This is a genomic window from Ruegeria sp. SCP11, assembly GCF_040329455.1.
GTDB lineage: Bacteria > Pseudomonadota > Alphaproteobacteria > Rhodobacterales > Rhodobacteraceae > Ruegeria > Ruegeria atlantica_E.
Genome location: NZ_JBDZYG010000004.1, coordinates 49,645 through 72,647, shown reverse-complemented (window position 1 = coordinate 72,647; position 23,003 = coordinate 49,645). Strand labels below are relative to the sequence as shown.

Annotated in this window: 24 protein-coding genes and 1 riboswitch; of the genes, 13 read left to right on the top strand and 11 right to left on the bottom strand. The window is 58.0% G+C overall.

What is annotated here, in order from left to right; translation table 11 throughout:
* Positions 1–78 precede the first annotated feature (78 nt).
* Positions 79–1,182 carry a GTP cyclohydrolase FolE2 gene (folE2, locus tag ABLN94_RS07555; protein ID WP_352991123.1) on the bottom strand — a complete coding sequence of 368 codons (1,104 nt, stop codon included), beginning with the start codon at positions 1,180–1,182 and terminating at the stop codon, positions 79–81.
* A gap of 168 nt (positions 1,183–1,350) precedes the next feature.
* Positions 1,351–2,541 carry an O-succinylhomoserine sulfhydrylase gene (gene metZ / locus ABLN94_RS07550; RefSeq protein ID WP_352991121.1) on the bottom strand — a complete coding sequence of 397 codons (1,191 nt, stop codon included), beginning with the start codon at positions 2,539–2,541 and terminating at the stop codon, positions 1,351–1,353.
* Between the two features lie 65 nt (positions 2,542–2,606).
* A riboswitch (SAM riboswitch) is annotated at positions 2,607–2,684 on the bottom strand.
* 404 nt (positions 2,685–3,088) lie between these two features.
* Here metZ and ABLN94_RS07545 point away from each other — a divergent pair.
* Together ABLN94_RS07545 and ABLN94_RS07540 are read left to right on the top strand one after the other, a co-directional pair.
* Positions 3,089–3,778: a glutathione S-transferase N-terminal domain-containing protein gene (locus tag ABLN94_RS07545; RefSeq protein ID WP_352991119.1), complete on the top strand. Its 690-nt coding sequence runs from the start codon at positions 3,089–3,091 to the stop codon at positions 3,776–3,778.
* Positions 3,779–3,832: 54 nt separating this feature from the next.
* Positions 3,833–4,501 (top strand): imm11 family protein, encoded by a 669-nt coding sequence (locus ABLN94_RS07540; RefSeq protein WP_352991117.1) that lies wholly within the window; start codon positions 3,833–3,835, stop codon positions 4,499–4,501.
* Between the two features lie 13 nt (positions 4,502–4,514).
* Here ABLN94_RS07540 and ABLN94_RS07535 read toward each other — a convergent pair whose 3' ends face one another.
* Complete coding sequence (locus ABLN94_RS07535; protein ID WP_352991115.1) at positions 4,515–4,892, bottom strand: OB-fold nucleic acid binding domain-containing protein; 378 nt, start codon at positions 4,890–4,892, stop codon at positions 4,515–4,517.
* A gap of 127 nt (positions 4,893–5,019) precedes the next feature.
* Here ABLN94_RS07535 and ABLN94_RS07530 point away from each other — a divergent pair, with 127 nt between their 5' ends.
* Positions 5,020–5,343, top strand: a complete 324-nt coding sequence (locus tag ABLN94_RS07530; RefSeq protein WP_352991113.1) for a 2Fe-2S iron-sulfur cluster-binding protein — start codon at positions 5,020–5,022, stop codon at positions 5,341–5,343.
* The gene (locus ABLN94_RS07525) at positions 5,343–6,113 is read left to right on the top strand and encodes an FG-GAP repeat domain-containing protein (RefSeq protein WP_417750509.1); all 771 of its coding nucleotides are present in this window, start codon (positions 5,343–5,345) and stop codon (positions 6,111–6,113) included. The genes ABLN94_RS07530 and ABLN94_RS07525 overlap by 1 nt, the downstream gene beginning before the upstream one ends.
* A gap of 92 nt (positions 6,114–6,205) precedes the next feature.
* Here the strand turns inward: ABLN94_RS07525 and purD are convergent, their stop codons facing one another.
* Positions 6,206–7,468, bottom strand: coding sequence for a phosphoribosylamine--glycine ligase (gene purD / locus ABLN94_RS07520; RefSeq protein WP_352991111.1), 1,263 nt, complete (start codon positions 7,466–7,468; stop codon positions 6,206–6,208).
* Between the two features lie 75 nt (positions 7,469–7,543).
* On the opposite strand from purD, the gene xseA reads away from it, so the two are divergent.
* Positions 7,544–9,037 carry an exodeoxyribonuclease VII large subunit gene (gene xseA, locus ABLN94_RS07515; protein WP_352991108.1) on the top strand — a complete coding sequence of 498 codons (1,494 nt, stop codon included), beginning with the start codon at positions 7,544–7,546 and terminating at the stop codon, positions 9,035–9,037.
* Between the two features lie 7 nt (positions 9,038–9,044).
* On the opposite strand, the gene ABLN94_RS07510 is transcribed toward xseA, so the two are convergent.
* On the bottom strand, positions 9,045–9,440 hold the full coding sequence (locus ABLN94_RS07510) for a hypothetical protein (RefSeq protein ID WP_352991105.1): 396 nt from the start codon (positions 9,438–9,440) through the stop codon (positions 9,045–9,047).
* Between the two features lie 126 nt (positions 9,441–9,566).
* Here ABLN94_RS07510 and ABLN94_RS07505 point away from each other — a divergent pair, with 126 nt between their 5' ends.
* The 5 genes from ABLN94_RS07505 to ABLN94_RS07485 all read left to right on the top strand — a co-directional run bounded on the left by ABLN94_RS07505 (position 9,567) and on the right by ABLN94_RS07485 (position 13,861).
* Positions 9,567–10,205: a lysoplasmalogenase gene (locus tag ABLN94_RS07505; RefSeq protein WP_352991102.1), complete on the top strand. Its 639-nt coding sequence runs from the start codon at positions 9,567–9,569 to the stop codon at positions 10,203–10,205.
* A 58-nt stretch (positions 10,206–10,263) separates the two neighbouring features.
* The gene (gene ftsY, locus ABLN94_RS07500; RefSeq protein WP_352991099.1) at positions 10,264–11,424 is read left to right on the top strand and encodes a signal recognition particle-docking protein FtsY; all 1,161 of its coding nucleotides are present in this window, start codon (positions 10,264–10,266) and stop codon (positions 11,422–11,424) included.
* A gap of 85 nt (positions 11,425–11,509) precedes the next feature.
* Positions 11,510–12,412, top strand: a complete 903-nt coding sequence (locus ABLN94_RS07495; RefSeq protein WP_352991096.1) for an EamA family transporter — start codon at positions 11,510–11,512, stop codon at positions 12,410–12,412.
* 16 nt (positions 12,413–12,428) lie between these two features.
* Positions 12,429–13,034: an inner membrane-spanning protein YciB gene (locus ABLN94_RS07490; RefSeq protein WP_352991094.1), complete on the top strand. Its 606-nt coding sequence runs from the start codon at positions 12,429–12,431 to the stop codon at positions 13,032–13,034.
* A gap of 158 nt (positions 13,035–13,192) precedes the next feature.
* A complete protein-coding gene (locus tag ABLN94_RS07485; RefSeq protein WP_170486935.1) occupies positions 13,193–13,861 on the top strand; it encodes a Crp/Fnr family transcriptional regulator in 669 nt (222 codons plus the stop codon).
* Between the two features lie 212 nt (positions 13,862–14,073).
* Here ABLN94_RS07485 and ABLN94_RS07480 read toward each other — a convergent pair whose 3' ends face one another.
* From ABLN94_RS07480 to rpiA, 6 genes are all read right to left on the bottom strand, one after another.
* Positions 14,074–15,510: a DegQ family serine endoprotease gene (locus ABLN94_RS07480; protein ID WP_352991663.1), complete on the bottom strand. Its 1,437-nt coding sequence runs from the start codon at positions 15,508–15,510 to the stop codon at positions 14,074–14,076.
* Positions 15,511–15,695: 185 nt separating this feature from the next.
* Complete coding sequence (locus ABLN94_RS07475; protein WP_352991091.1) at positions 15,696–15,890, bottom strand: DUF2065 domain-containing protein; 195 nt, start codon at positions 15,888–15,890, stop codon at positions 15,696–15,698.
* Positions 15,890–16,783 (bottom strand): protease modulator HflC, encoded by an 894-nt coding sequence (hflC, locus tag ABLN94_RS07470; protein WP_352991089.1) that lies wholly within the window; start codon positions 16,781–16,783, stop codon positions 15,890–15,892. Before hflC ends, ABLN94_RS07475 begins: the two co-directional genes overlap by 1 nt.
* On the bottom strand, positions 16,783–17,925 hold the full coding sequence (gene hflK / locus ABLN94_RS07465) for an FtsH protease activity modulator HflK (protein ID WP_170486926.1): 1,143 nt from the start codon (positions 17,923–17,925) through the stop codon (positions 16,783–16,785). Before hflK ends, hflC begins: the two co-directional genes overlap by 1 nt.
* A 72-nt stretch (positions 17,926–17,997) precedes the next feature.
* Positions 17,998–19,356 (bottom strand): glutathione-disulfide reductase, encoded by a 1,359-nt coding sequence (gene gor, locus ABLN94_RS07460; RefSeq protein WP_352991087.1) that lies wholly within the window; start codon positions 19,354–19,356, stop codon positions 17,998–18,000.
* Positions 19,357–19,535: 179 nt separating this feature from the next.
* Complete coding sequence (gene rpiA, locus ABLN94_RS07455) at positions 19,536–20,321, bottom strand: ribose-5-phosphate isomerase RpiA (protein ID WP_352991084.1); 786 nt, start codon at positions 20,319–20,321, stop codon at positions 19,536–19,538.
* 167 nt (positions 20,322–20,488) lie between these two features.
* On the opposite strand from rpiA, the gene ABLN94_RS07450 reads away from it, so the two are divergent.
* Genes ABLN94_RS07450 through ABLN94_RS07440 form a run of 3 tightly spaced genes read left to right on the top strand, consistent with a single transcriptional unit; the run spans position 20,489 to position 22,997 of the window.
* A complete protein-coding gene (locus tag ABLN94_RS07450; RefSeq protein WP_352991081.1) occupies positions 20,489–21,190 on the top strand; it encodes a glutathione S-transferase family protein in 702 nt (233 codons plus the stop codon).
* Position 21,191: 1 nt separating this feature from the next.
* Positions 21,192–22,565: an L-serine ammonia-lyase gene (locus tag ABLN94_RS07445; RefSeq protein WP_352991079.1), complete on the top strand. Its 1,374-nt coding sequence runs from the start codon at positions 21,192–21,194 to the stop codon at positions 22,563–22,565.
* Between the two features lie 21 nt (positions 22,566–22,586).
* Positions 22,587–22,997 (top strand): GFA family protein, encoded by a 411-nt coding sequence (locus tag ABLN94_RS07440; RefSeq protein WP_352991077.1) that lies wholly within the window; start codon positions 22,587–22,589, stop codon positions 22,995–22,997.
* Positions 22,998–23,003 lie beyond the last annotated feature (6 nt).

The window sequence follows — 23,003 nt, the reverse complement described above, 5'->3', positions numbered from 1 at the left end:
GTACGCAGCATTATTTGCTGCGATGCGGCAAAAATTCGCCGATAGTCTAATTTTGAGACTTGCAGGCGCGCTGTTCAGTCACCCAACATGGAACAGAGTCGAGAACAGACGCGGATCAAGGCTGGAGGAAACAAAGGTCGGACCTTCGGTCAGAACAGATACTGCATCGTGGCTGTGCAGGCTTTCCTGATGACTGGCCACCACGCGGAAATCGCCGACATGGTGATCGGCCAGAAGTTCGGCACAGAACAGGCGCGCAGCGTCTTCGACGAAGATCGGGTTGGCAGCGTTCAGTTCGGCAAAGGCTTGTTCGTCCTCGCGTTTGACCATCACCTGCGTTTCGGTCGGCACCGCACGGCGGCAGAGCGCGATCAAATCCTCAAACCACAGGCAGTCTGCAGCGCAATCCACAACAACCGAAATCCGTGCGACAGAACGCTGCGAGTGCGGCGTTGCAAGCTGACCACGCTGAGAACGTGCGTGTTCGCTGAGTTCCAGAGAACATGGGCAGGTCGACGAATAGACATAGTCCAGATGCATAATCTTCTGACGCACGCCGTTCTGCTCAACCAATTCCAGCGCAATGTCGTAATACTGGTACCCTTCCAGCCCCGAACGAAGGCTTTGGACTCGATCCGGATAGGAAAAGCGCATCTGGATACGCGCATCAAAGCTGTCCAGATCGGTCATGTAATCGTTCAGCGCGGCTTCCATCACTTCAAAGCTGAACGTACGCTCGGCGTGTTTGTAGAACGAGCGCATGATCCGGGACATGTTGATGCCCTTTTTCTCGGCCTCAAGGCTGACCGTCCCGGTGACCGAGGTCTCAAGCGTCAGGTCTTCGCCATGCTTGCGATGAAAGCGGATCGGCAGGCGGAAATTCGAGATGCCTACATGCTGAATCTGCTGTTTGGCCCCGCGGATCAGGCTGGACGGGCCGTTCTGAAGATCCGGCAGCGATGCACGATAGGCCGCGTCGACCTCAAACGCCTCGGGGTAGTCGCGCGATAAGGTCGGATAGTTCACCGGCACCAGCCCAGGGACAAGACGTGCCACGGCCGGGTCGAGCTGACTGATTTCAGCTTCGGTCGCTGTTTCGACCCACTTGCGCAGAGTTTTCAGCGCGGCAGCGGCCTCTTTACTGTCTGGCGCATCATCAATGTCACGGGGGTGCACATTCATTGATAGGGGCTCCTCGGTTGGTCGCCGGACTATATACAGCTTCGACGGATTTTCCAGTTTAACCGTATACGCGTCAAAGCACAGCCCGGATGAATTTCAGCACGGAATTCGGAACTTGCGCCCCTATCATGCAGTTTCATCGCGGGCATAGCAGAATATAGATTGATTTCAGCGCTGAGAAACGTCCAATGCTCGCTTAATATCGGCAAGCAAGTCGCCAGCGTCTTCCAGACCGATGGACAGGCGGATCAGGCCGGGGGTGATACCCAACTCGTCTTTCTGCTCATCGCTCAGCCGCTGATGCGTCGTGGTCGCCGGGTGCGTTGCAATCGACTTGGCGTCGCCAAGGTTGTTCGAGATCACCGGGATCGTCATCGCATTGAGGAACGCAAACGCGGCCTCTTTCCCACCCTTGATGTCCAGTGACAGAACCGTTCCGCCCTTACCACCTAGCTGCGACTGCACCAAATCGTTTTGAGCGTGTGTCTTCAAACCCGGATACAGCGTCCGCTCCAACGCTGCGTGACCTTCCAGCGCCTCTGCCACATTCTGAGCGGTCTCGGCCTGCGCATTCACTCGCAGCGCCATGGTCTCCAAACCTTTCAGCATGATCCAGGCGTTAAACGGGCTGAGCGCACCTCCGGTATGCTTTAAATAAGGCTCAACCGTGCCACGGATAAAGTCCTTGGTGCCGATGATGACACCGCCCAGCGCACGGCCCTGCCCGTCGATATGCTTAGTTGCAGAGTAGATGACCACATCGGCACCTTGCTCGATCGCGCGCGAGAAGACCGGCGTCGAGAAGACGTTATCTACAATCACCAGCGCGCCAACCGCGTGGGCCAGTTCGGCGACGGAGGCAATGTCGATCACTTCAAGCGTCGGGTTCGACATGGATTCAAAGAACACCGCCTTGGTGTCGGGCCGGATAGCCGCTTTCCATTGTTCCAGGTCCGTGCCGTCAACAAATGTCACATCGACACCGAAACGGGTCAGAATGTTCTCGACGATATACAGGCACGAGCCGAACAGTGCCTTGGCTGAGACGATATGGTCGCCAGCTTTCAGCATTGAAGTTAGCGCACCGTTCACAGCGGCCATACCGGACGCCGTTGCAAACGCGTCCTCAGCGCCTTCCAGCGCTGCAATCCGTTGCTCAAACATCGACACGGTGGGATTGCCATATCGAGCATAAATGAACTCATCCGGACCGGTCTCGATAAACCGCGCCTCGGCCTGTTCGGCGTTCTCATAGACGAAGCCCTGCGTCAGAAAGATCGCCTCGCTGACCTCGTTATATTGGCTGCGACGGATGCCGCCGTGGACGGCTTGGGTGCGTTTGTTCCAGCTCTCGCTCATGTCATTCCTCTCGACCCTTGTCTGGCAAGGGCATCAAAAAAACCCCAGACGCGGTCAAGCGAAAGGGGCCTTTCATCCTGACCTTTTAGCGGTTTGGTTTAGCGTGGCCCGCAATCCGGTAACAAATCGCCACGTAGTGTTGTTGCCCTTACGCCGCACTTGCGGACTCGTCAACCCTGCCAAAGGCATCATCACGGTTCTGCAACCGTCCTTTGATCAGAGCGTCATAGCGCCATGACACATCAGCACCACAACACCTTGTGTAAGTCGGAGCAGATGCCAGTAACCAGGATAAATGCTATCGATGACACATTCGCCCTGCATGGAAACCAACAACGCCGGATTTGCCATTGGTCCAGCCCGGCGTTCTGCACATCTATAATGCCCTACTGCGAAATGAGAACTGGCTGAGCTTACCACCGATACTGCAGGGCCTGCCCAGATGGTCCACCCGCCGCTGGTCACGGCTCTTTGCCCCGTGCCGCCCAAAAGGGCTCTTGCCGTTTGTACAGAAAGCCTCATGATCGCCTCAACCTGAGGAGAAATCATGATTGACTTGTATTTCTGGCCCACGCCGAATGGCTGGAAAGTGTCCATCGCTTTGGAAGAGATGGAGCTGCCCTACACCACGCATCTGATCAATATCGGCAAGGGTGATCAGTTCGACCCTGAGTTCCTGAAGATTTCCCCCAACAACCGGATGCCTGCCATCGTCGATCCCGATGGTCCGGACGGTGAGCCGGTTTCCGTGTTCGAAAGCGGCGCGATCCTGATGTATCTGGCCCGCAAGACCGGGAAATTCTATGGCGAAACCGAACGCGACCGGATCGCGGTCGAAGAATGGCTGATGTGGCAAATGGGAGGCGTCGGTCCGATGGCCGGTCAGGCCCACCACTTTCTGAAATACGCGCCTAATTTGGAGCCTCCGCAAGATCTCCCCTATCCCAAAGACCGCTACCGCACCGAGGTTGGTCGGTTGTATGGAGTGCTCGACCGGCGATTGGCCGAGAACGAATACGTCGCGGGCGATTTCTATTCCATCGCCGACATGTCGATCTGGGGTTGGGCCAGCCTGTGGGAAGGTCAGCAGCAAGTTTTAGAGGACAAGCCACATTTCACTCGATGGCTTGAAACGGTGAGCGCCCGCCCGGGGGTTCAAGCAGGACGCGCGTTACATGCCGAGCTGCGCGGAGATCACCGGGACAAGCAGGCGCAGAGGAACTTGTTTAAGCGGTGAAGCTCAATTCACTCCTGAAACACAACAAAACACTGTGCCATCGCTGGCATTGCAATGGCGCGACACATATTTGATTTAAAGCACATTTTCAGGCGAGAAATTCAAATGGCATATGTTTGTTACTACCCTGCAACCGGTCGTTACCTTAAAGGTTTCGACTTACCGGGTTGGGGCGAAAGATATGACGCAGGAAGAATCCCAAAGGATGTCCCGAGCGTTTTTCATACAGGACAACGCCGATTGGAATTAAGCGAAGCACCGGAAAAAGTGCTGTTAAAAAAACAGGCGGCGAGTCTCCCAGATATCTTTTCTGCGAGAAGTGGTGTTCGGATCATCTCTGAACGCGTGCGTCAGATTTTGGAAGCATTCGATCCGGGTGTGCACCAAATCCTTCCGATCGAAGCCTTCTACAGGGATGGCTCAAAGCCCGATACAGCATACTTTTTCTTGAACGTGACCAAGCACCTCGACACAGTTATCGATGAGGCCTCCAGTGTTAAGATGGCCTTTCAGATCGTCGGCGAAAAGTCACGAGATCAAATGGAGTTAGATCCGCCCACGGCACGGAACCTTGTTATCCGCAAGGACAGGGCTGCAGAGCACAATCTTTGGCGTGAAAAACGATATCCATATCTGCCACTGCTAATGTCCGACGAAATGCATGCCGAGTTCAAAGCTCAAAAGATCAAAGCCTACCATTTTTGGCGCGCAGAAGAGCGATAGTTTCAGGCTAGGGTCAGCCCAACTGCTCCCCCCGCACCAGCACATCCAGCATCCCCGAGATATCCTCGATCTCTTCCGCGATCACATGGGTCACCGAATGCGCCCGCTGCATCCGGCCGGTGACCTTCAGCAACCGCCCCGATATCACCGCACGCCGGAATTGCTCATAAATTTTGCGCCAGACCACAACGTTCACAATCCCGGTCTCATCCTCAAGCGTGACAAAGATCACCCCCTTGGCCGTCCCTGGCCTCTGCCGCAGGATCACCAGCCCGGCCACAGCGACTCGCACGCCCTCGGGCGGATCGTCCAGCCGGTTTGCGGGCAGACAGGCAGGCGGGCGCGGCCAGTCGCTGTTTTGCGAAATGGAACGTAGAGGGGCAACAAGCATGAGAACAAAAATAGAACAAACATCAGGAAAGTCCAGACGCGGCGTGCCGAGTCGCAAATGAGGCTGGAAAGACCTAGATGCCTTGACTAAGGAAGGTTTCGAACATCGCAAAAGGAAGACGCACGCAATGGCAAAGATCACCTATGTCGAGCATGGCGGTACCGAACACACAGTCGAGGTCGCCAACGGACTGACCGTCATGGAAGGGGCCCGTGACAACAACATTCCCGGCATCGAGGCCGATTGCGGCGGTGCCTGCGCCTGTTCGACCTGCCATGTGTACCTCCACCCCGACTGGGTCGAGAAAGTTCCGGCCAAGGACGACATGGAAGAGGACATGCTGGACTTTGCCTTTGAGCCCGACCCGACCCGCTCGCGCCTGACCTGCCAGATCAAGGTCACGGATGAGCTGGATGGTCTGGTCGTGCAAATGCCCGAAAAACAGATCTGATGCCATCCAAAGCGCCGCGTCGGTCCGATCGCCTGTGGCAAGGTCGGACACGCGGCGCCCTGTTGGCAATGAGCCTGTGGCTGATAGGGGCAAGCCCCGGCACGGCAGCGGATTTCATAACCGAAGCCCGCTTCACCGAACCGACCACTCGCTACCCCCACGGTGTCTTGGGTGACAGCATCGAATACGGTGCTTTGGAACTTACCGTCAAAAGTGCCGACGCCGAGCGCAGACGCAGAACCGTGATGATCCGCCTTCCCGAGGATCGCGTTTTCGAAGACCTTTCACCTCGGCTCGTTGATATCGACTCCGATAGCACACCCGAGGTCGTCGTCGTCGAATCCCAAGATCAGCTTGGTGCGCAACTCGCAATCTACAATGCTCGCGGAGAAAAAATCGCCGCAACGCCTCATATCGGTACCCGGTTTCGATGGCTGGCACCGATTGGCGCTGCAGATCTGGACGGCGACGGCTATGTGGAAATCGCCTACATCGACCGCCCGCATCTGGCCAAGACCCTACGCATCTGGCGTTTCAAGGATGATGACCTGACTGAAATCGCCACCCTATCCGGACTGACCAATCACCGCATCGGCGAAGACTTCATCACCGGCGGTGTCAGAGATTGCGGCAACGGTCCCGAACTGATCGTCGCCAGCGCCGATTGGCAGCAGATCGTCAGTGCCCACTACGATCATAACTGGAAAACGCAGGAACTGGCCGCTTTCACCCAAGCGGCGATGAAACAAACCCTGATCTGCGCCCAATAAGCCCGATAGCAGCCCGCGTAAGCGGGCTGCCCGGCCCAAGGCCTTTGGCGTCGCATCTCTGATGCGGCGTCAGGGCGCGGGAGCCCTATCGCTCATAGCGCCCGCCAACCGATGTCGCGGCGGAAGAAGCCGTCCGGCCAATCAATTCCATCCACTGCCGCATACGCCCGGTTCCGTGCCTCTTGCAGCGTGCCACCGCGGGCCGTGACGTTTAGCACCCGCCCGCCGGCAGCCTGCACCTGCCCCTCAACGGCCTTGGTTCCCGCATGAAACACCATGTTGCTGCTATCTTCCGTCAGAGCCTCCAACCCGTTGATGACGCTTCCCTTCTCATAAGCGCCCGGATACCCCTTCGCCGCCATCACCACGGTCATCGCGTGATCATCGGCCCAATTCACCTGTGCCTCGCCCAGTCGACCTTCGGCGGCAGCATGCATCAGGTCCAACGCCTGCGCACCAAGCCGCATCATCAGCACCTGACATTCGGGGTCGCCGAACCGGACGTTGTATTCAACCAGCCTCGGCTGCCCGTCCTTGATCATCAGACCGGCGTAGAGAACCCCCTGAAACGGTGTACCCCGACGCTTCATCTCGGCAATGGTCGGACGCACGATCTTATCCATTGCCCGGGCCTCAACCTCATCACTCAAAACCGGCGCGGGTGAATAGGCACCCATCCCGCCGGTATTCAACCCGGTATCACCTTCGCCAACCCGTTTGTGGTCCTGCGCAGTGCCGACAGAGAGGATATCCTCGCCATCGCATAGCACGAACAGGGACGCCTCTTCCCCGTCCATGAACTCCTCGATGACAACCTCGGCCCCTGCTCCACCAAAAGCACCGCCGAACATGTCATCAATTGCATCCAGCGCGGTCTTTTCATCCATCGCAACGATCACACCCTTGCCGGCAGCCAAACCATCGGCCTTGACCACAATAGGCGCGCCCTGTTCGCGGATATACGCCTTCGCAGGCTCCGCTTCGGTAAAACGTGCATAAGCCGCCGTCGGTGCTCCGGACGCATCACAGATTTCCTTGGTAAAGCTTTTTGAAGCTTCCAGCCGCGCAGCCTCGGCCGATGGGCCAAAGACCAGAACGCCTGCCTCACGCAAACGATCTGCCACGCCCGCGGCCAGCGGGGCCTCGGGGCCGACAATCACGAAATCGATCGCATATTCCTCTGCAAAGCTGACCACCGCGCCGCCATTCTCGATGTCAAAAGACGCACATTCCGCTATCTGAGCGATGCCGGCATTGCCCGGAGCGACAATCAAACGGTCACATTTGGGGTTCTGCATCACTGCCCAGGCCAGGCTGTGTTCCCGCCCACCACTGCCGAGAATGAGGATATTCATGAATGCACTCCGATCTGCTTGGCCTCGCTTGCGGGGCGTTCTAAGCTGGCCGGGCATTTGACACAAGGCGCTGAAATGTCCGACCTGCTTGATGACCCCATTCCCGGTCAAAACACCCCTGAATACACTGTTTCCGATATCTCGGGCGAGGTGAAACGCACTCTTGAAGGAACGTTTGGACGAATCCGTGTGCGGGGCGAGGTTGGACGGGTGTTCAAGGCGCGCTCTGGGCATCTGTATTACGACATCAAGGATGACCGGAACGTGCTGGCCTGCACAACGTGGAAGGGTCAGATCTCTGGCCTGTCCGTTGTGCCGGAAGAAGGGTTAGAGGTTGTCGTTACCGGCCGCCTGACCGCCTTTGGAGCGCAGTCGAAGTATAATCTGAACGTCGATGAGGTCGCTGTCGCCGGGCAAGGCGCGCTGATGGCGCTGTTGGAAAAGCGCAAGAAGCAACTTGAAGCCGAAGGGCTGTTCGCACCTGAACGCAAAAAGCCTCTGCCCTACTTGCCGCAGATCATCGGCGTCGTAACCTCTCCTTCGGGTGCTGTGATCCGTGACATCCTGCATCGCCTGCGAGACCGCTTTCCGCGCAAGGTTCTGATCTGGCCTGTTGCCGTTCAAGGGGCAAACTGTGCCCCCGAGGTCGCGAACGCGATCAAAGGCTTCAATCAGTTGTCACCCGGCGGTTCCCTGCCTCGCCCCGACCTGATCATCGTTGCGCGCGGGGGCGGGTCCATCGAAGACCTCTGGAGCTTCAACGAAGAGATCGTAGCCCGCGCTGCCGCGGCCTCGGACATTCCGCTGATTTCAGCCGTTGGGCACGAAACCGACACGACGCTGATCGACTATGTGTCCGACCGCCGCGCACCCACCCCGACCGCCGCCGCCGAACTGGCCGTGCCCGTGCGAATGGAACTGCTGGCCTGGACCGGTGAGCAAGGCGCGCGCTTGTCCCGCGCCGCAACCGATGCAGTTCAACGACGATCACAACGTCTGCGAGATCTGTCCCGCGCTTTGCCACGCCCAGAGAGTTTGTTGAACACCCCGCGACAACGACTTGATTTAATTGCAGATCGCTTGACCCCGGCGCTGGAACGCGGCGTCCAAAACCGTCATCTACAAGTGGTGAAGCTGTCTGCCCACCTGCGCCCTTCGACCCTGCGCAACCTCGTTACAAGCCGTCAGGAAGCCGTGCGGAACCTGTCCTCGCGCCTTTCGCTGCGCCCGATTCAGCGAGAGATCGAAGTGCAGCGCCAGACCGTCACCCGGCTGGCAGAGCGAATGAACGCCGCGCAAGCAACACGGCTGGACCGGATGCGGCAACAACTTAGCTCAACGGACCGCCTGCGCGAAACGCTCAGCTACAAGGCCACGTTGCAGCGGGGTTACGCCGTTGTACGTGCCGACGATCAGGTTGTGACAACGAAAGAACAGGCCGCAAAACACAGCGCGCTGCAGATCGAGTTTGCTGACGGTATCCTGACTACTGGTCAAGCCACTGCTGCGCGGTCAGCCCCTAAGAAAGCCCCCCAAAAGGACGCGCCAGATCAGGGCTCATTATTCTGAGAGGGCCTTAGACGCCGATATCCGGCCCGTAGCACACCATCTCTTCGTCAATATCTTCGGCTTCGTAGAGTTCCGTCTGGGCCGGATCACCCTCGAATTGTGCGATCAGGCCACTCCCTGACCGAGTGAAAACCCAGCATTGCGGGTCCAGTCGATCTTCGTAGATGAAACAGATCTGCCCATCCTGTTCGTACCAGACACCTTCCTTGCAATCGCCATCCAGAAAGGACCAGATGACGCGGCGATTTGGCAAGTACTTCTCGACCCCATAGACCTGCCCCTGAAAGCCGTAGAACAGCGTTTTGCCTCGCGTATATTCATCGAAGTCAGCCGCAGACAACGTAGATTGCGCCGATGCTGAAACAGCAGGCAAAACCATAAGAATCGCTAAACATCTGAGCATGGCAACATTCTGCCAGACGTGATCACTCAGTACCAAGCACCATTTCCGCAGAACCACCTGCCTCAACGTCACCGGTTGAGAAAAAGCGGCCACCCGGCACAAGTTACTGAAAACCGGGAGGTATCCATGACAACTGCTCTAATCTGGCCTGCCGCCGCCTGTGCTTTGGCCTACCTGCCCCTGTCACCGTGCTCAGCCAGCACGATGAGGTCATTGCTAAAAACTGCGGCAGTTGCTTTGCTGGCCGCGACCGCTTTGCTAGCTTCAGCCCCGCTTCTTCTGGTGGTTGCGCTTGCCCTTTGTGCGATTGGTGATGCGCTGTTGTCGTTCGAAACCGACGAAACGTTTATGGCCGGAATCGGCGCGTTCGCCGCCGGGCATATCGCGTATATCGCCCTGTTCCTGTCCCATCCCAGCAGCGACCTCACGTTGATTTTTGACAAACCTGGTTACTTTTGGTCCCTCATCATTCTTGGTCTCGTCGCTGCAACCCTGTTGGCACCGCGGGCTGGGGACCTAAAAGGTCCGGTGCTGGGCTACATTCCGATCATCCTCGGCATGGGCGTGACCGTTCTCGCCGTACCCGAAACCGGAGCGCTGCGGTGGGCTCTGCCCGCTGCTCTGGCCTTCATTGCGTCTGACCTGATTCTAGCAACCGAGAAATTCCTGCTGCCCCCAGACCACCCAGCCCTGAGGATAACACCTTATATGGTCTGGCCACTCTATTGGGGCGCACAGGTCGGTTTGCTGTTCGCCTTTCTCTGACCCTTTGCAACTGCCGCAAATCCGCATTAGGTGAAGGGAACACCTGCGGAGACCAAAAATGGCGTTTTTCTCAAAGCTCAAGGACAAGCTGTTCAAATCCTCGTCCCGCCTCGAACAGGGGCTTGAGGCCATCGTTGAAGATGGCGGAGAGGAAACAAGCGCCCCGGACCCGATCATCCCGGAGCCTGAGCCGCAGCCCGAACCTGTGCCGGAGGTCCCGCAGCCGGTCCCGGAAGTGCCAGAGCCCACTCCAGCCCCCCAACCGGTCGAAGTGCCTGAGCCCGCGCCTAGTGATCCGACACCTGCGCCCCCACCTCCCGAGGATAAGCCTTCCAAAGGGATGCTGGGCCGCTTGTTCGGTCGCAATGAAACCAAATCCGCCGTCCGCCGCACGCTGGATGACGACATGCTGGAACAGCTCGAAGAGCTTCTGATCGCGTCTGACATGGGCGTCGACACCGCCCTGCGCGTGACTGCCAACATGGCCGAGGGGCGTTATGGCCGCAAACTATCGACGCAGGAAATCAAACAGCTACTGGCGCAGGAAGTCGCCCGTGTTATGGAACCAGTCGCCAAACCCTTGCCGATCTACCCCAAGCGCCCACAAGTCGTGTTGGTCGTGGGTGTGAACGGATCTGGTAAGACCACCACGATCGGCAAGCTGGCCAGCCAGTTCAAAGCGGCTGGCAAAAAAGTCGTCATTGCCGCCGGAGACACCTTTCGCGCCGCCGCCGTCGAGCAGCTGCAAGTCTGGGGCGAACGCGCAGACGTCCCGGTTCTGACCGCTCCCGAAGGGTCTGACCCCGCCAGCCTCGCCTTCGACGCCCTGACCAAAGCACAGGAAGACGGCGCAGACCTTCTGATGATCGACACCGCAGGCCGACTGCAAAACCGCGCTGACCTAATGGAGGAACTGGCAAAAATCGTTCGTGTCATACGCAAGAAAGACGACACCGCGCCGCATAACACCCTGCTGGTGCTGGACGCTACCACTGGCCAAAACGCGCTGAGCCAGGTGGAGACCTTCCGCAACCTAGCCGACGTCTCGGGCTTGGTGATGACCAAGCTCGACGGCACAGCCAAAGGCGGTGTTCTGGTTGCGCTGGCCGACAAGTTTGGCCTGCCGATCCACGCCATCGGTGTCGGAGAGCAAATCGACGACCTCGCCCCCTTCGACCCCGAAGAATTCGCCGCCGCCTTGACCGGCCTCGAAACCTAATCCGCATTTCATCTGGCCCCATTTATTCTCAGGGACCTGGCGGCAGCAGCCCCCGGCCTCTCCCCTCAGCAAAAAGACCTGATACTTGAGCGACTGGCTGATCTCACTCGAAGGCACGGATGCAGGCCATCAACTAGCCCTCGGGCTCGCCCTGATGGCCGCCTTCCTGCACGCGGTCTTCGGAGCTCTTCAGAAGGGGCGCCACGACCCGTGGCTGTCGCGCGGGGCCATCGACGCCAGCTATTGCCTGATGGCCGCCCCGTTTGCGTTTTTTGTGGTGCCCTGGCCTGAACCCTATATGTGGCCGATCTTTGCCACCGTCTGGTTGATCCACGTCGCCTACAAGGTCCTGCAAGCGATGGCGTATACCAAGGGCTCTTACACCGTCGTCTACCCGGTTGTCCGCGGCACCGGTCCGCTGTTCACCGTCATCGGAGCCTATCTGCTGTTCGGAGAGATCTTTACCGGCACCCAATGGTTCGGCGTGGCCGTCCTGCTGGCCGGTATCTTTGGATTAGCCGCCTATAACTTTCGGTTTCTCGAGACCAACCGTGAAACTCTGGGCATTGCGCTGGTACTGGCCGTTGCGACCGGCCTATTCGTAGCTCTCTACACCACCTACGACGCCTATGGCATCCGCGCCACCGCCGATCCGTTCACCTTTCTGGCCTGGTTCTTCATGATCGACGGTGCCGCCATGCCCTTCTACGCCTTTCTCAGATGGCGGGCCATGATCAACCGCCCAGCCATCGGACCTTTGATGCTGCGCGGCCTTGCCGGCGGCATAATCGCCCCCATGTCTTTCGGAGCGATCATGCTGGCCACAAGGCTCGATAAAGTTGGCGAAGCCGCAGTTCTGCGGGAAACCTCAACCGTCTTTGCAGCCCTCATTGGATGGTTGGTGTTGAAGGAAACCGTAGGGCCGCGGCGGATTGCGTTGATGGCATTGATTGCATTGGGCGCCGTAATAGTTGAAATGGGCGGGTAAGCAGCAGGAAGAACCGATGACAGGCAAAAAAGAAATCAATCCATTTCTGAAACAGGTGCTGGAGCTTGGCCCCCCACTGGCCTTTTTCTTCATCTACCTGCGCCTGCGCGACGATAGCTTTCAGATCGGCGGCATCGAGTATTCCGGCTTTATCGTTGCCACCATCCTCTTCGTACCCTTGATGCTGGCCGCAATGGGCATCCTCTGGTATCTGACGGGCAAGCTTAGCCGGATACAAATTTTCACCGCAATCATGGTGATCTTCTTCGGCGGCTTGACCGCTTGGTTCAATGATGAGCGGTTTTTCAAAATGAAGACCACACTGGTCTACGGCTTTTTCTCGATCATGCTGGGCATCGGCCTGCTGCAAGGTAAATCCTACCTCGCCTATATTCTGGATGAGATGCTGCCCATGCGCCACGAGGGTTGGATGATCCTGACCCGCCGCCTGTGTGGATGCTTCGCGGTTCTGGCTATTGCCAATGAATTCGTCTGGCGGACGATGTCGACCGACCTTTGGGTCAAAATCGAAACCTTTGCGTTCCCCATAGCCTTGATGGCGTTTCTGATGCTGCAATTCAGCTTGCTGCAGAGCTACATGGACGATCCAGACAGTCAGTAAGAATATCCAGATTTCAAACCTATTCCCTGAGTTTAGGAGGTTTTGCACCTTTTCCCGGCCAGATTGCGCTAGAAGTCAGACAAAAACCTTGGCTAAACGCCAAAGCTGTGGAAAGTTGTGTCACCACCCACCACTCACAGCCGGAGAACCCGAAATCCATGACGGCTTTCCCAGACAGCGGCTTTCTGTCCGAAGCGTCCGACGGATTGAAGGCTATGCTTTCCGCTCAGGCGACCGAGATTTCTTTGGAGCGCGGGGAGGTTCTGTTTGAACAAGGCGACGAAGGCGATGCTCTGTTTGCCATCCTTGAAGGCACGCTTGAGGTGTCCTTTCTGGCCATGAGCGGCCGCAAACTGTCTTTGACACTTATGCGGCCCGGAGAAGTCTTTGGCGAAATCGCCCTGTTTGACAGCGGCCCCCGCACCGCCACCATCGCTGCAGCCGAGCCGTCCCGCGTATTGCGCGTGCGGCAAGGCGACGTAATGGAGCAGATCCGCGAGCATCCCGAACTGGCCGTTGACCTGATCCGGTTGGCAGGATTGCGCATGCGGTGGATGGGATCGCAGTTGAACGAGCAGGTGTTCCTGCCGATGCCGATCCGGCTGGCGCGCAAGCTGTTGCACCTGTCCGGGCTACAGGACGACCCCTCTAACCGGATCACCCTGTCGCAAAGCGAACTGGCCGAATTTGTTGGGGCCACGCGCGAAGCGGTGTCCAAGACCATCTCTACGTGGAAGCGCGACAACGTTGTCGAGGCCTCCCGCGGTGGGATAATGATTCAAGATTTCGAGGCCCTCAAGGCGCTGGCCGACTCGGACCTTATCTAATCCCTGTGACCTGCTTCACAGACCACGGATCACGTTAAGACTATCTTCAAGACTGTTACCGTAGGAGGTCAGAGAATCATCCCCGATATCTGTCCACTGACCTCTCCCTGTATCAGAGCCACGCGCCTCCCCGGCGTGTGGCTCACTTCCTCGCAGCACAAAAAAAAGGCCGGAGCGGGTTCCCCGGCCTTTTGATTTGTTCCGGTAGTGAGTTATTCGTCCAGGCTCAACGCCACAAAGCGGGGTTCGCCACCACGACGTACCAGCAGCAACAGCGACTTGCGTCCCGCTTCTCGCGCTTCTTCCATCCGCGCCTCAAGGTCTTCAATCGAACTGACCTTTTGCTGTCCAGCCTCCGTAATCAGGTCACCGGCACGCAGACCTTTTGAGAAAGCCTCGGACGCTTCGTCGACTTCAGTCACAACCAAACCTTCGGCGTCCGCATCCAGACCAAGGTCCGATCGCAACGTGTCAGTCAAAGGCGAAATCGTCAGACCCAGAATATCTGCGTTTTCTTCAGTGGGCGCTTCAGGTGTATCCTCTTCACCGTCTTCGGCACGCTCTGCATCCTCACGACGCCCCAAAGTCACCAGTACAGTCTGGGTGCCGCCATCCCGGTGCACCACGACCCGGACCGATTTGCCAACCGTAGTCTCACCCACTTGGCGCACCAGACCGCGTGTATCTTCGACCTCGACGCCGTCAAAGCTTAAGATCACGTCCCCGGCCAGCAGCCCCGCATCCTTGGCAGGGCCTTCCGGAACGTCACTGATCAGCGCACCGCCCGGCTTGTCCAGACCCATCGCCTCAGCCATATCTTCGGTCACATCTTGAATGCGAACGCCCAGCCAACCACGGCGTGTTTCCCCGAACTCGCGCAATTGATCGACAACCTTGACCACAACATTTGAGGCCATCGAGAACCCGATCCCGATCGAACCGCCATTGGGTGACAGGATCGCGGTGTTAACACCGATCACCTCACCATTCATGTTGAACAGCGGCCCGCCCGAGTTCCCCCGATTGATCGCCGCGTCAGTCTGGATGTAATCGTCGTAGGACCCGCTCAGCGCCCGATTCCGGGCCGAAACAATACCTGCCGAGACCGAGAACCCCTGCCCCAGCGGGTTGCCCATGGCGATCACCCAATCGCCCACACGGGCAATGTCGCTGTCACCGAATTTCACGTATTGCAGCGGACCCGAAGCCTCGACCTTGAGCAACGCAATATCTGTTTTCTCATCGGTGCCAATCACCTTGGCAGGAAGTTCCTTCTTGGGCTGCCCATCGCCAGGGAAAAATTCCACAAGAATTTCATCCGCTTCCGCGATGACGTGATTGTTGGTGACGATATAACCGTCCTCAGAAATCACGAAACCGGACCCCAGAGCACTGCTGCGACGCGGGCGGTCGCCATCTTCACCGTTGCGATCTTGGAACTCGCGAAAGAAGTCTTCGAACGGAGAACCCTCAGGCACGATCCCCTGTGGGCCGGTCTGCCCTTCGATAAGGGTCGATGTAGTAATGTTAACCACTGCCGGGCTGATCTTTTCGGCCAGCGGCGCCAGACTTTCACCCCGCGCCTGCACGGCGACGGTCTGAGCCAGTACAAGGAGCATTCCCGCAAAGGCCATCCACATCAGCCGCATGAAACCAAGACCATCATCCCGCGGGACAGAAATACTGCGTGCTTGTGCCTGCACTTGGGAACTCCTTGTCGACATCTATCGTGCGGTCGCCCCTCAGCGACCTTTCTTAGCAACCAATGTAGTCAGTTTGTTCAAGCCCGCAACTCGGGATCGCGGGGAATTCACTGGCAATTGAAATCATCGCTCTAAAACCCGAGCTGATATGCGCCCCAAAGCAGCACCAGACCGCTGACCACACACAGCAGACCGGCCAGCCGCCGCGCCTGTTCAGGAAGGGATCGCAACGCCTCGAGCATACGCTCAATAAGCGAAGGGGCCAGCGCATAGGCCAGCCCCTCGACAATCAATACCAGCCCTAGGGCCAGAAGGATCAAGCCCATTACTGAGGGGCCGCAGCTGGTGCCTGCCGTCCGGTTGGCGAGGCGAGATAGTTGAAGAACTCCGAATCCGGGCTCAGGATCAACGAACTGTTGCTACCCTGAAGTGCGTTCTCGTATGCGCTCAGCGAGCGGTAGAATTCAAAGAACTCAGGGTCCGCGCCATAGGCTTCAGCAAAGATCGCGTTGCGCTCGGCGTCCGCCTCACCGCGAATGATCTCGGCTTCACGGTTGGCATCCGAGACCAGTTCAACCACAGTCCGGTCGGCCTGTGCGCGGACGCGCTGCGCGGCCTCGTTACCACGGGCGCGTTCGTCCGTCGCTTCACGCTCCCGTTCGGCTTTCATCCGGTCGAACGTGGCTTCGAGGTTGGCCTGCGGGAGGTCGGTCGCCTTCAAACGTACGTCGATCACGTTGACGCCCAGCGCCTGTGCTTCGGCAATCGCGCTGTTGCGGATACGCAGCATCAGCGCCGCACGGTCGGAACTCAGGATATCGCGGGACGAAACCGAACCCAGCACTTCACGCGTTTCAGCGCGCAGGATGCGGTCCAGACGATCCTCGGCCACCGGAATGCCGCCAACACCAACGGCTTGGCGGAATCTGTTCAGATCGGAAATCCGGTAACGCGCGAATGCATCAACCACCAGACGACGATCATCCAGCGGAGTCACCTCAAGCGGCTGAACGTCGATCGAAAGGATACGGTCGTCATAGCGAACGACTTCCTGAATGATCGGAATCTTGAACGCCAGACCGGGTTCTTCCTTTACCGCAACAACGCGGCCAAATTGTAGAACCAACGCGCGCTCACGCTCGTCCACGATGAAGATTGAGGACAGACCGACAACGCCTAGAATCACAACGACAATGAGAAGAATGGGTGATTTACGCATCAGTTGCTCTCCTCGGCCTGATTGCGGCGCAGCTCGTTCAGCGGCAGATAAGGCACGACGCCCTGCCCTTGGCCAGTAGAATTCTCGTCCAGAATGATCTTGTCCACATCACCCAGAACCTGCTCCATCCGTTCAAGATAGAGACGCTTGCGGGTCACGTCCGGCGCTTTGCTGTATTCTTCGAGAACTGCACTGAAACGGCTGGCCTCACCCTGGGCGCTGTTGATCTGCTGAGCGCGATAGGCTTCGGCTTCTTCCAGAACCTGCGCGGCTTCACCACGCGCTTCCGCCAACACACGGTTGGCATAGGCGTCGGCCACGTTTTGCAGACGGTCACGCTCCTGCGCGGCGGCCTGAACGTCGCGGAACGCGGCAATCACGTCCTGCGGTGGGTCGGCCTTGTCAAAGTTCACGCGTACGATGTTGATTCCGGAATCGTAGCTATCCATTGTGGACTGGATCAATTCCTGAAGACGATCCGCGATAATTCCGCGATCTCGGTTCAGGATCGGTGCCAGTTCGCTTTGCGCGATGATTTCACGCATCGCTGATTCCGACACAGCACGGATTGTCTGGCGTGGATCACGCAGGTTGAACAGAAACTTGGCCGGGTCGTTGATGTTCCAAACGACCTGATAATCGATATCGACCACGTTTTCGTCACCAGTCAGCATCAAGCCGTCGTCACTACCACGCGTGCCGCCCATATCCTCGGTCTGTTCGCGGGTAACCGGGATGACCTCAGCGGTCACGAAAGGCCACGGGGCGAAGTTCAGACCCGGATTGCCAACGGCTGAGAACTCACCCAGGAACAGCTCAACCGACTGTTCTTCGGGCTTTACAGTATAAAAGCTGGCCGCGCCCCAAAGAACGGCGGCAACGACAACACCGATCAATACGGTACCTTTGGTAAAGATGGGACCACCCCCACCAGCACCTTGTCCACCGCCGCGACCAGAACCGCCGCGTCCGCCCATCAGGACGCGCAGCTGTTCCTGTCCTTTCTTCATCAGCTCGTCGATCTCGGGAATCTGCGGGCTGTCGCCTTCGGGGGGCTTGCGCCCGTCCCCGTTGTTACCCCTATTTCCTCCACCACCTGAGGAGCCTCCGCCCCCCCAGGGGCCACCGCTGTTGCCCGCCATATGTATCTATTCCTTCGTGTTGGACCGTGTGATCACGGGTTCCCTTGTAACTTGTGTGCGCGCGGTTGCAAATCAAGCAGTGCGCACAGGTTGCCGCATTGTAACCAGTTCCTCGGCCATGACCGGATGAACGGCGACGGTACGGTCGAAATCTTCCTTGGTCGCGCCCATCTTTACGGCAATTCCGGCCAGTTGGATCATCTCACCCGCCCCCGGCGCAACGATGTGGCAGCCCAACACCTTGCGAGTCGCCTGCGACACGATCAGCTTCATCAACACGCGCTGCGTGCCGCCGGCAAACGACTTCTGCATCGGTTTGAACGAGGTTGCGTAAACTTCAATCGGTTCCTGTGCCGCAGCGTCTTCTTCACTGAGGCCCACGGTACCAAACTCCGGCTGAGTGAAGATCGCAGTCGGAATCAGTTCGTGATCGACCGGGGTCGGGTTGCCTTTGAAGACGGTCTCGACAAAGGCCATGCCTTCGCGGATCGCAACAGGGGTCAGGTTCACGCGGTCGGTCACATCCCCGATCGCGTAGATCGAAGGCACACCAGTCTGGCTGTATTCGTCCACGATGATCTCACCCTTGCGGCCACGTTCGACACCGACGGCCTCGAGCCCCAAATTGTCGGCGTTCGGCGCGCGTCCGGTGGCATACATGACCACGTCAAACAGCTGTTCAGACCCGTTGGTTGCCTTGACCCAGATCTTTTCACCCTGCTTTTTCATCTCAAGCACATTGGTGCCCAAATGCAGATCAATGCCGTTCTGGCACATCTCTTCGCTGATCAGCCCGCGCGCCTCTTCGTCGAAACCGCGCAGGATTTGCGCACCGCGATAGAACTGGGTGGTCTTCACACCCATCCCGTTCATAATTCCAGCAAATTCGCTGGCGATATAGCCGCCACCAACGATCAGAATACTTTCGGGCAGTTCCTCTAAGTGAAAGATCTCGTTCGAGGTAATCGCCAGTTCCGAACCCGGAAACTCGGGCACAACCGGGCGGCCACCCGTGGCGATCAGAATATGTTTGGCCGTCTTACGCGTACCATCGGCCAGCTCAACCGTATGTGCATCAACGACATGCGCACGCTGGTCGAAGCCTTCGACACCGTTATTCTTCAGGATGTTGCGATAGATTCCTTCCAATCGGTCCAATTCCGCCACCAACTTTCCGTGGAACGTGTTCCAGTTCAAAGCACCCGGCTGAATGTCCCATCCGTAAGCCTGCGCATCACCGACCATGCCCGAGAACTCGCTGGCAAAGACCATTAGCTTTTTCGGCACACAGCCACGAATGACGCAGGTGCCGCCATAACGGTCCTCTTCGGCCAGCGCCACCTTGGCACCGTTCTCACCAGCAGCCACGCGCGCCGCGCGAACGCCGCCCGAGCCGCCTCCGATGACGAACAGATCATAGTCAAAGCTCATAGTATTTCCCGTCATTGTTCTGATTGGGGTGAAATTCAGCAACCCTCAGATATGGTTTACTTCCAAAGTTGCAATTCATTCTGGGTCAAAGAGTAGGCCGATACTGAAAGCGGGCGTTTGGTCCACGATTTCCGGTTTACGTTTATTTGACATTCGGCGCTTGGCACCCGGAACGCTCCTTAATCCGCCAGATCCGAGAACAGGTTGTCACCGCCCTCGACCAATTGGTCCAGTTCGGTGGTGCCATCATTGAGATCTCGCAGTTCAACCCGGCCATCACCATGACCGATTACGACTGTGTCACAGATGTCGATAAACAGTCCATTTTCGACTACACCCGGCACCTGATTGAGCACCAGAGCCAGTTGCCGCGCATTGCCGATGCGCTGCAGATGCAGGTCAAGGATGTGGTTCCCCTCATCCGTCACAAATGGCGCTTCGCCATTCATCCGCAGCATCGTCGAGGTGCCCAGGACATCCATTGTGTCTAGCGCTTCTTCGATCAGGGTGCGCGTGGTTTGCCAGCCAAAGGGGATCACTTCGACCGGCAGCGGGAACGCCCCCAGCGTTTCAACTTCTTTCCCGGCATCCGCGATGACGACCATCTGGTCGCTGGCTGTGGCGACGATCTTTTCCTGTAGATGCGCACCGCCGCCGCCCTTGATCAGGTTCAGCTCTCCGTCGAACTCATCCGCGCCGTCGATGGTCAGGTCCAGCCAACCGGCCTGATCCAGCGAAACGACCTCGATCCCGACTTCGCGGGCCAGTTGCGCGGTGCGGGTCGAAGTTGGCACCCCCTTGACCCGCAGCCCCTCGTTCCGAACCCGTTCGCCGATACGGCGCACCATCCAGGCCGCAGTTGATCCAGTCCCCAAACCAACGCGCATTCCATCTTGAACCATGTCCGCCGCACGGCGCGCGGCAGCAAATTTGGCCTTTTCGATGGGCGACAGATCTCGGGTCATGGCAGCGTTTCCCTGTATTGCTGTGGGACTTATACGAAATGCACCCACCAACTGCGAGTGCCAATTCAGCCCCCTACATCGCAAACATGTGACTAAAATACGCGTTTCCAATTGGAAACGTCGCAATCAAGACTTTCGCCCCCAACGCCCCAATATACATTCAAGACATGACTGCGCCCTATCGCTTGCACTATGCCCCCGACAACGCCTCTCTGGTGATCAGATTGGCGCTGGAAGAGATGGGCCTCCCTTATGAAACCGTTCTGGTGGATCGTCGCCGGAACGAACAGGATAGTGCGGCTTACAGGGCGCTGAACCCGAACGGTTTGATCCCGGTGTTGGAAACTCCACAGGGACCGATCTTTGAAACGGCGGCCATTCTGCTGTGGTTGGCAGACACGCATGAGAAATTGGCGCCTGCCCCAGACAGCCCGGATCGGGCGGCATTTCTGAAATGGCTATTCTTTGCGTCGAATACGTTGCACGCCGATCTGCGCATTCTGTTCTATGCCGAGAAATACATAGACCCCAGGCAGGCCGAAGCCCTGCGCACCGGCATCCGCCCGCGTCTGCGCCAACACCTGCGCGTGTTGGACGCCGAAGCGCAGCAGGTGCCGGTCTGGCTGAACGCTGATCAGCCGTCTGTTTTGACCTATTATTTGGCCTGCCAGATGCGCTGGATGGCCCTGTATCCTGCCAAGTCTGACCGCAGTTGGTTCCAACTGGCGGACACGCCCCATCTACAAATGATCCTGACCCGGCTGGAATCCCGGCCCGCGACCCAAGCCGCCATCTTCGCCGAGGGCTTGGGGGTTTCGCCGTTCACGTCTCCGAGTTACGCTACACCTGAAGAAGGCTCAGCTACCTGATATGTTTCTATCTGTCTTCGATATGTTCAAAGTGGGCATCGGCCCGTCATCGTCTCACACAATGGGGCCAATGGTTGCAGCCGCGCGGTTCCTTGACATGATGCGCGCGTCGCCGTTCGAATTCGCCGGACTACGCGGATCGCTACACGGATCATTGGCCTTTACTGGTGTCGGCCACGCGACCGACCGGGCCACGATCCTCGGGCTGGCTGGGTTCGTGCCCGATACATACGACAACGACAAAGCCGAAGCCGCGCTGGCCGAAATCACTGCCACGCATACCGTGTCGCCCGAAGGCCTGCCGACGCTTCAGTTCGACCCAAAGACCGACCTGATCTTTGACTACGAAAACAATCTGCCGGGCCACGCTAACGGCATGATCCTGATGGCCACTGACGCACAAGGCGATGTTATCCTGCGGCAGGTTTACTACTCGGTTGGCGGCGGCTTTGTCCTCACCGAAGAGGAACTGGCCGAGGGCAAAGACACTAATGACGGTCCGCCCGTCCCCTACCCGTTCCATTCGGCCGCCGAGATGCTGGAGATGGCCAGAGACAGCGGCAAGACCATCGCTCAGATGAAGCGCGAGAACGAAATCGCGCGCGGTTGCGCCAACAGTTTCGCCAAGGGAACAGCGCGCCTGTGGGAGGTCATGAACAACTGTATCGAACGTGGCCTGAAGACTGATGGCATCCTGCCCGGAGGTCTGAATGTACGCCGCCGCGCCAAGGGCATTCACGAAGCACTGCTGGCCGAGCGTGGAATGAACCTAAACGCACCACACACCATCAACGACTGGATGAGCGTTTATGCCATGGCGGTAAACGAGGAAAACGCCGCCGGTGGGCAGGTGGTCACTGCGCCGACCAATGGCGCTGCAGGCACGATGCCGGCTGTGCTGCGTTATTACCTCGACCACGTGCCTGGTTCTTCGGAAAGCCACGTCGAGGATTTCTTGCTGACAGCCGCCGCTATTGGCGGTCTGGTGAAATATAACGCTTCGATCTCAGGGGCTGAAGCAGGTTGTCAGGCCGAGGTCGGAAGTGCATCCGCAATGGCAGCAGCAGGTCTGTGCGCCGTCATGGGCGGCACACCCGAACAGGTGGAAAACGCCGCTGAGATCGCGCTTGAACACCATCTGGGCATGACCTGTGACCCGGTTGCCGGGCTGGTGCAAGTGCCGTGCATCGAACGAAATGGACTGGCGGCGATCAAAGCCGTTTCAGCGGCATCGCTGGCTTTGCGAGGTGACGGGAAACACTTTGTACCGCTGGATTCCGTAATCGAAACCATGCGTCAGACCGGTCACGATATGCACGAGAAATACAAGGAAACGTCTTTGGGCGGGTTGGCGGTAAACATACCCAACTGCTGACGCCACAACAGGAGGGAGACCATGCGTGGACATTGTCTGTGCGGCAAAGTCCGTTACGAAGTTAACCCTCCTGCCCTATCCTGCGTCACCTGCCACTGCGATAGCTGCAGACGGCAATGCGCCGCGCCGATGACAACTTATTTCGGAGTGCGTGACGGTCAGTGGCGCTGGACCGGGAAGCTTCCGAAAACCTTCAACTCGTCCCCCGGAGTTGAGCGTAGCTTTTGCCCTGACTGTGGAACGCCGATCTCGTTTCGATCGCAATCCATGTCGGACGTTCTGCATCTGTACGTAGCGACTTTGGAGGACCCGAACCAATTGGTACCTACCCTGCACGTAGCACATGAGGAAAAGCTTGACTGGATAAAGTTGGGTGACGATCTGCCCACCTGCAATGGGCCGGATTATACCAAGGTCCAACCCCTGCCCTAAATGCTT

Excerpts from the sequence above, each read along its gene's own strand:
- folE2 (WP_352991123.1), bottom strand. The coding sequence starts at position 1,182 with ATGAATGTGCACCCCCGTGACATTGATGATGCGCCAGACAGTAAAGAG.
- metZ (WP_352991121.1), bottom strand. The coding sequence starts at position 2,541 with ATGAGCGAGAGCTGGAACAAACGCACCCAAGCCGTCCACGGCGGCATC.
- ABLN94_RS07545 (WP_352991119.1), top strand. The coding sequence starts at position 3,089 with ATGATTGACTTGTATTTCTGGCCCACGCCGAATGGCTGGAAAGTGTCC.
- ABLN94_RS07540 (WP_352991117.1), top strand. The coding sequence starts at position 3,833 with ATGGCGCGACACATATTTGATTTAAAGCACATTTTCAGGCGAGAAATT.
- ABLN94_RS07535 (WP_352991115.1), bottom strand. The coding sequence starts at position 4,892 with ATGCTTGTTGCCCCTCTACGTTCCATTTCGCAAAACAGCGACTGGCCG.
- ABLN94_RS07530 (WP_352991113.1), top strand. The coding sequence starts at position 5,020 with ATGGCAAAGATCACCTATGTCGAGCATGGCGGTACCGAACACACAGTC.
- ABLN94_RS07525 (WP_417750509.1), top strand. The coding sequence starts at position 5,343 with ATGCCATCCAAAGCGCCGCGTCGGTCCGATCGCCTGTGGCAAGGTCGG.
- purD (WP_352991111.1), bottom strand. The coding sequence starts at position 7,468 with ATGAATATCCTCATTCTCGGCAGTGGTGGGCGGGAACACAGCCTGGCC.
- xseA (WP_352991108.1), top strand. The coding sequence starts at position 7,544 with ATGTCCGACCTGCTTGATGACCCCATTCCCGGTCAAAACACCCCTGAA.
- ABLN94_RS07510 (WP_352991105.1), bottom strand. The coding sequence starts at position 9,440 with ATGCTCAGATGTTTAGCGATTCTTATGGTTTTGCCTGCTGTTTCAGCA.
- ABLN94_RS07505 (WP_352991102.1), top strand. The coding sequence starts at position 9,567 with ATGACAACTGCTCTAATCTGGCCTGCCGCCGCCTGTGCTTTGGCCTAC.
- ftsY (WP_352991099.1), top strand. The coding sequence starts at position 10,264 with ATGGCGTTTTTCTCAAAGCTCAAGGACAAGCTGTTCAAATCCTCGTCC.
- ABLN94_RS07490 (WP_352991094.1), top strand. The coding sequence starts at position 12,429 with ATGACAGGCAAAAAAGAAATCAATCCATTTCTGAAACAGGTGCTGGAG.
- ABLN94_RS07485 (WP_170486935.1), top strand. The coding sequence starts at position 13,193 with ATGACGGCTTTCCCAGACAGCGGCTTTCTGTCCGAAGCGTCCGACGGA.
- ABLN94_RS07480 (WP_352991663.1), bottom strand. The coding sequence starts at position 15,510 with ATGCGGCTGATGTGGATGGCCTTTGCGGGAATGCTCCTTGTACTGGCT.
- ABLN94_RS07475 (WP_352991091.1), bottom strand. The coding sequence starts at position 15,890 with ATGGGCTTGATCCTTCTGGCCCTAGGGCTGGTATTGATTGTCGAGGGG.
- hflC (WP_352991089.1), bottom strand. The coding sequence starts at position 16,783 with ATGCGTAAATCACCCATTCTTCTCATTGTCGTTGTGATTCTAGGCGTT.
- hflK (WP_170486926.1), bottom strand. The coding sequence starts at position 17,925 with ATGGCGGGCAACAGCGGTGGCCCCTGGGGGGGCGGAGGCTCCTCAGGT.
- gor (WP_352991087.1), bottom strand. The coding sequence starts at position 19,356 with ATGAGCTTTGACTATGATCTGTTCGTCATCGGAGGCGGCTCGGGCGGC.
- rpiA (WP_352991084.1), bottom strand. The coding sequence starts at position 20,321 with ATGACCCGAGATCTGTCGCCCATCGAAAAGGCCAAATTTGCTGCCGCG.
- ABLN94_RS07450 (WP_352991081.1), top strand. The coding sequence starts at position 20,489 with ATGACTGCGCCCTATCGCTTGCACTATGCCCCCGACAACGCCTCTCTG.
- ABLN94_RS07445 (WP_352991079.1), top strand. The coding sequence starts at position 21,192 with ATGTTTCTATCTGTCTTCGATATGTTCAAAGTGGGCATCGGCCCGTCA.
- ABLN94_RS07440 (WP_352991077.1), top strand. The coding sequence starts at position 22,587 with ATGCGTGGACATTGTCTGTGCGGCAAAGTCCGTTACGAAGTTAACCCT.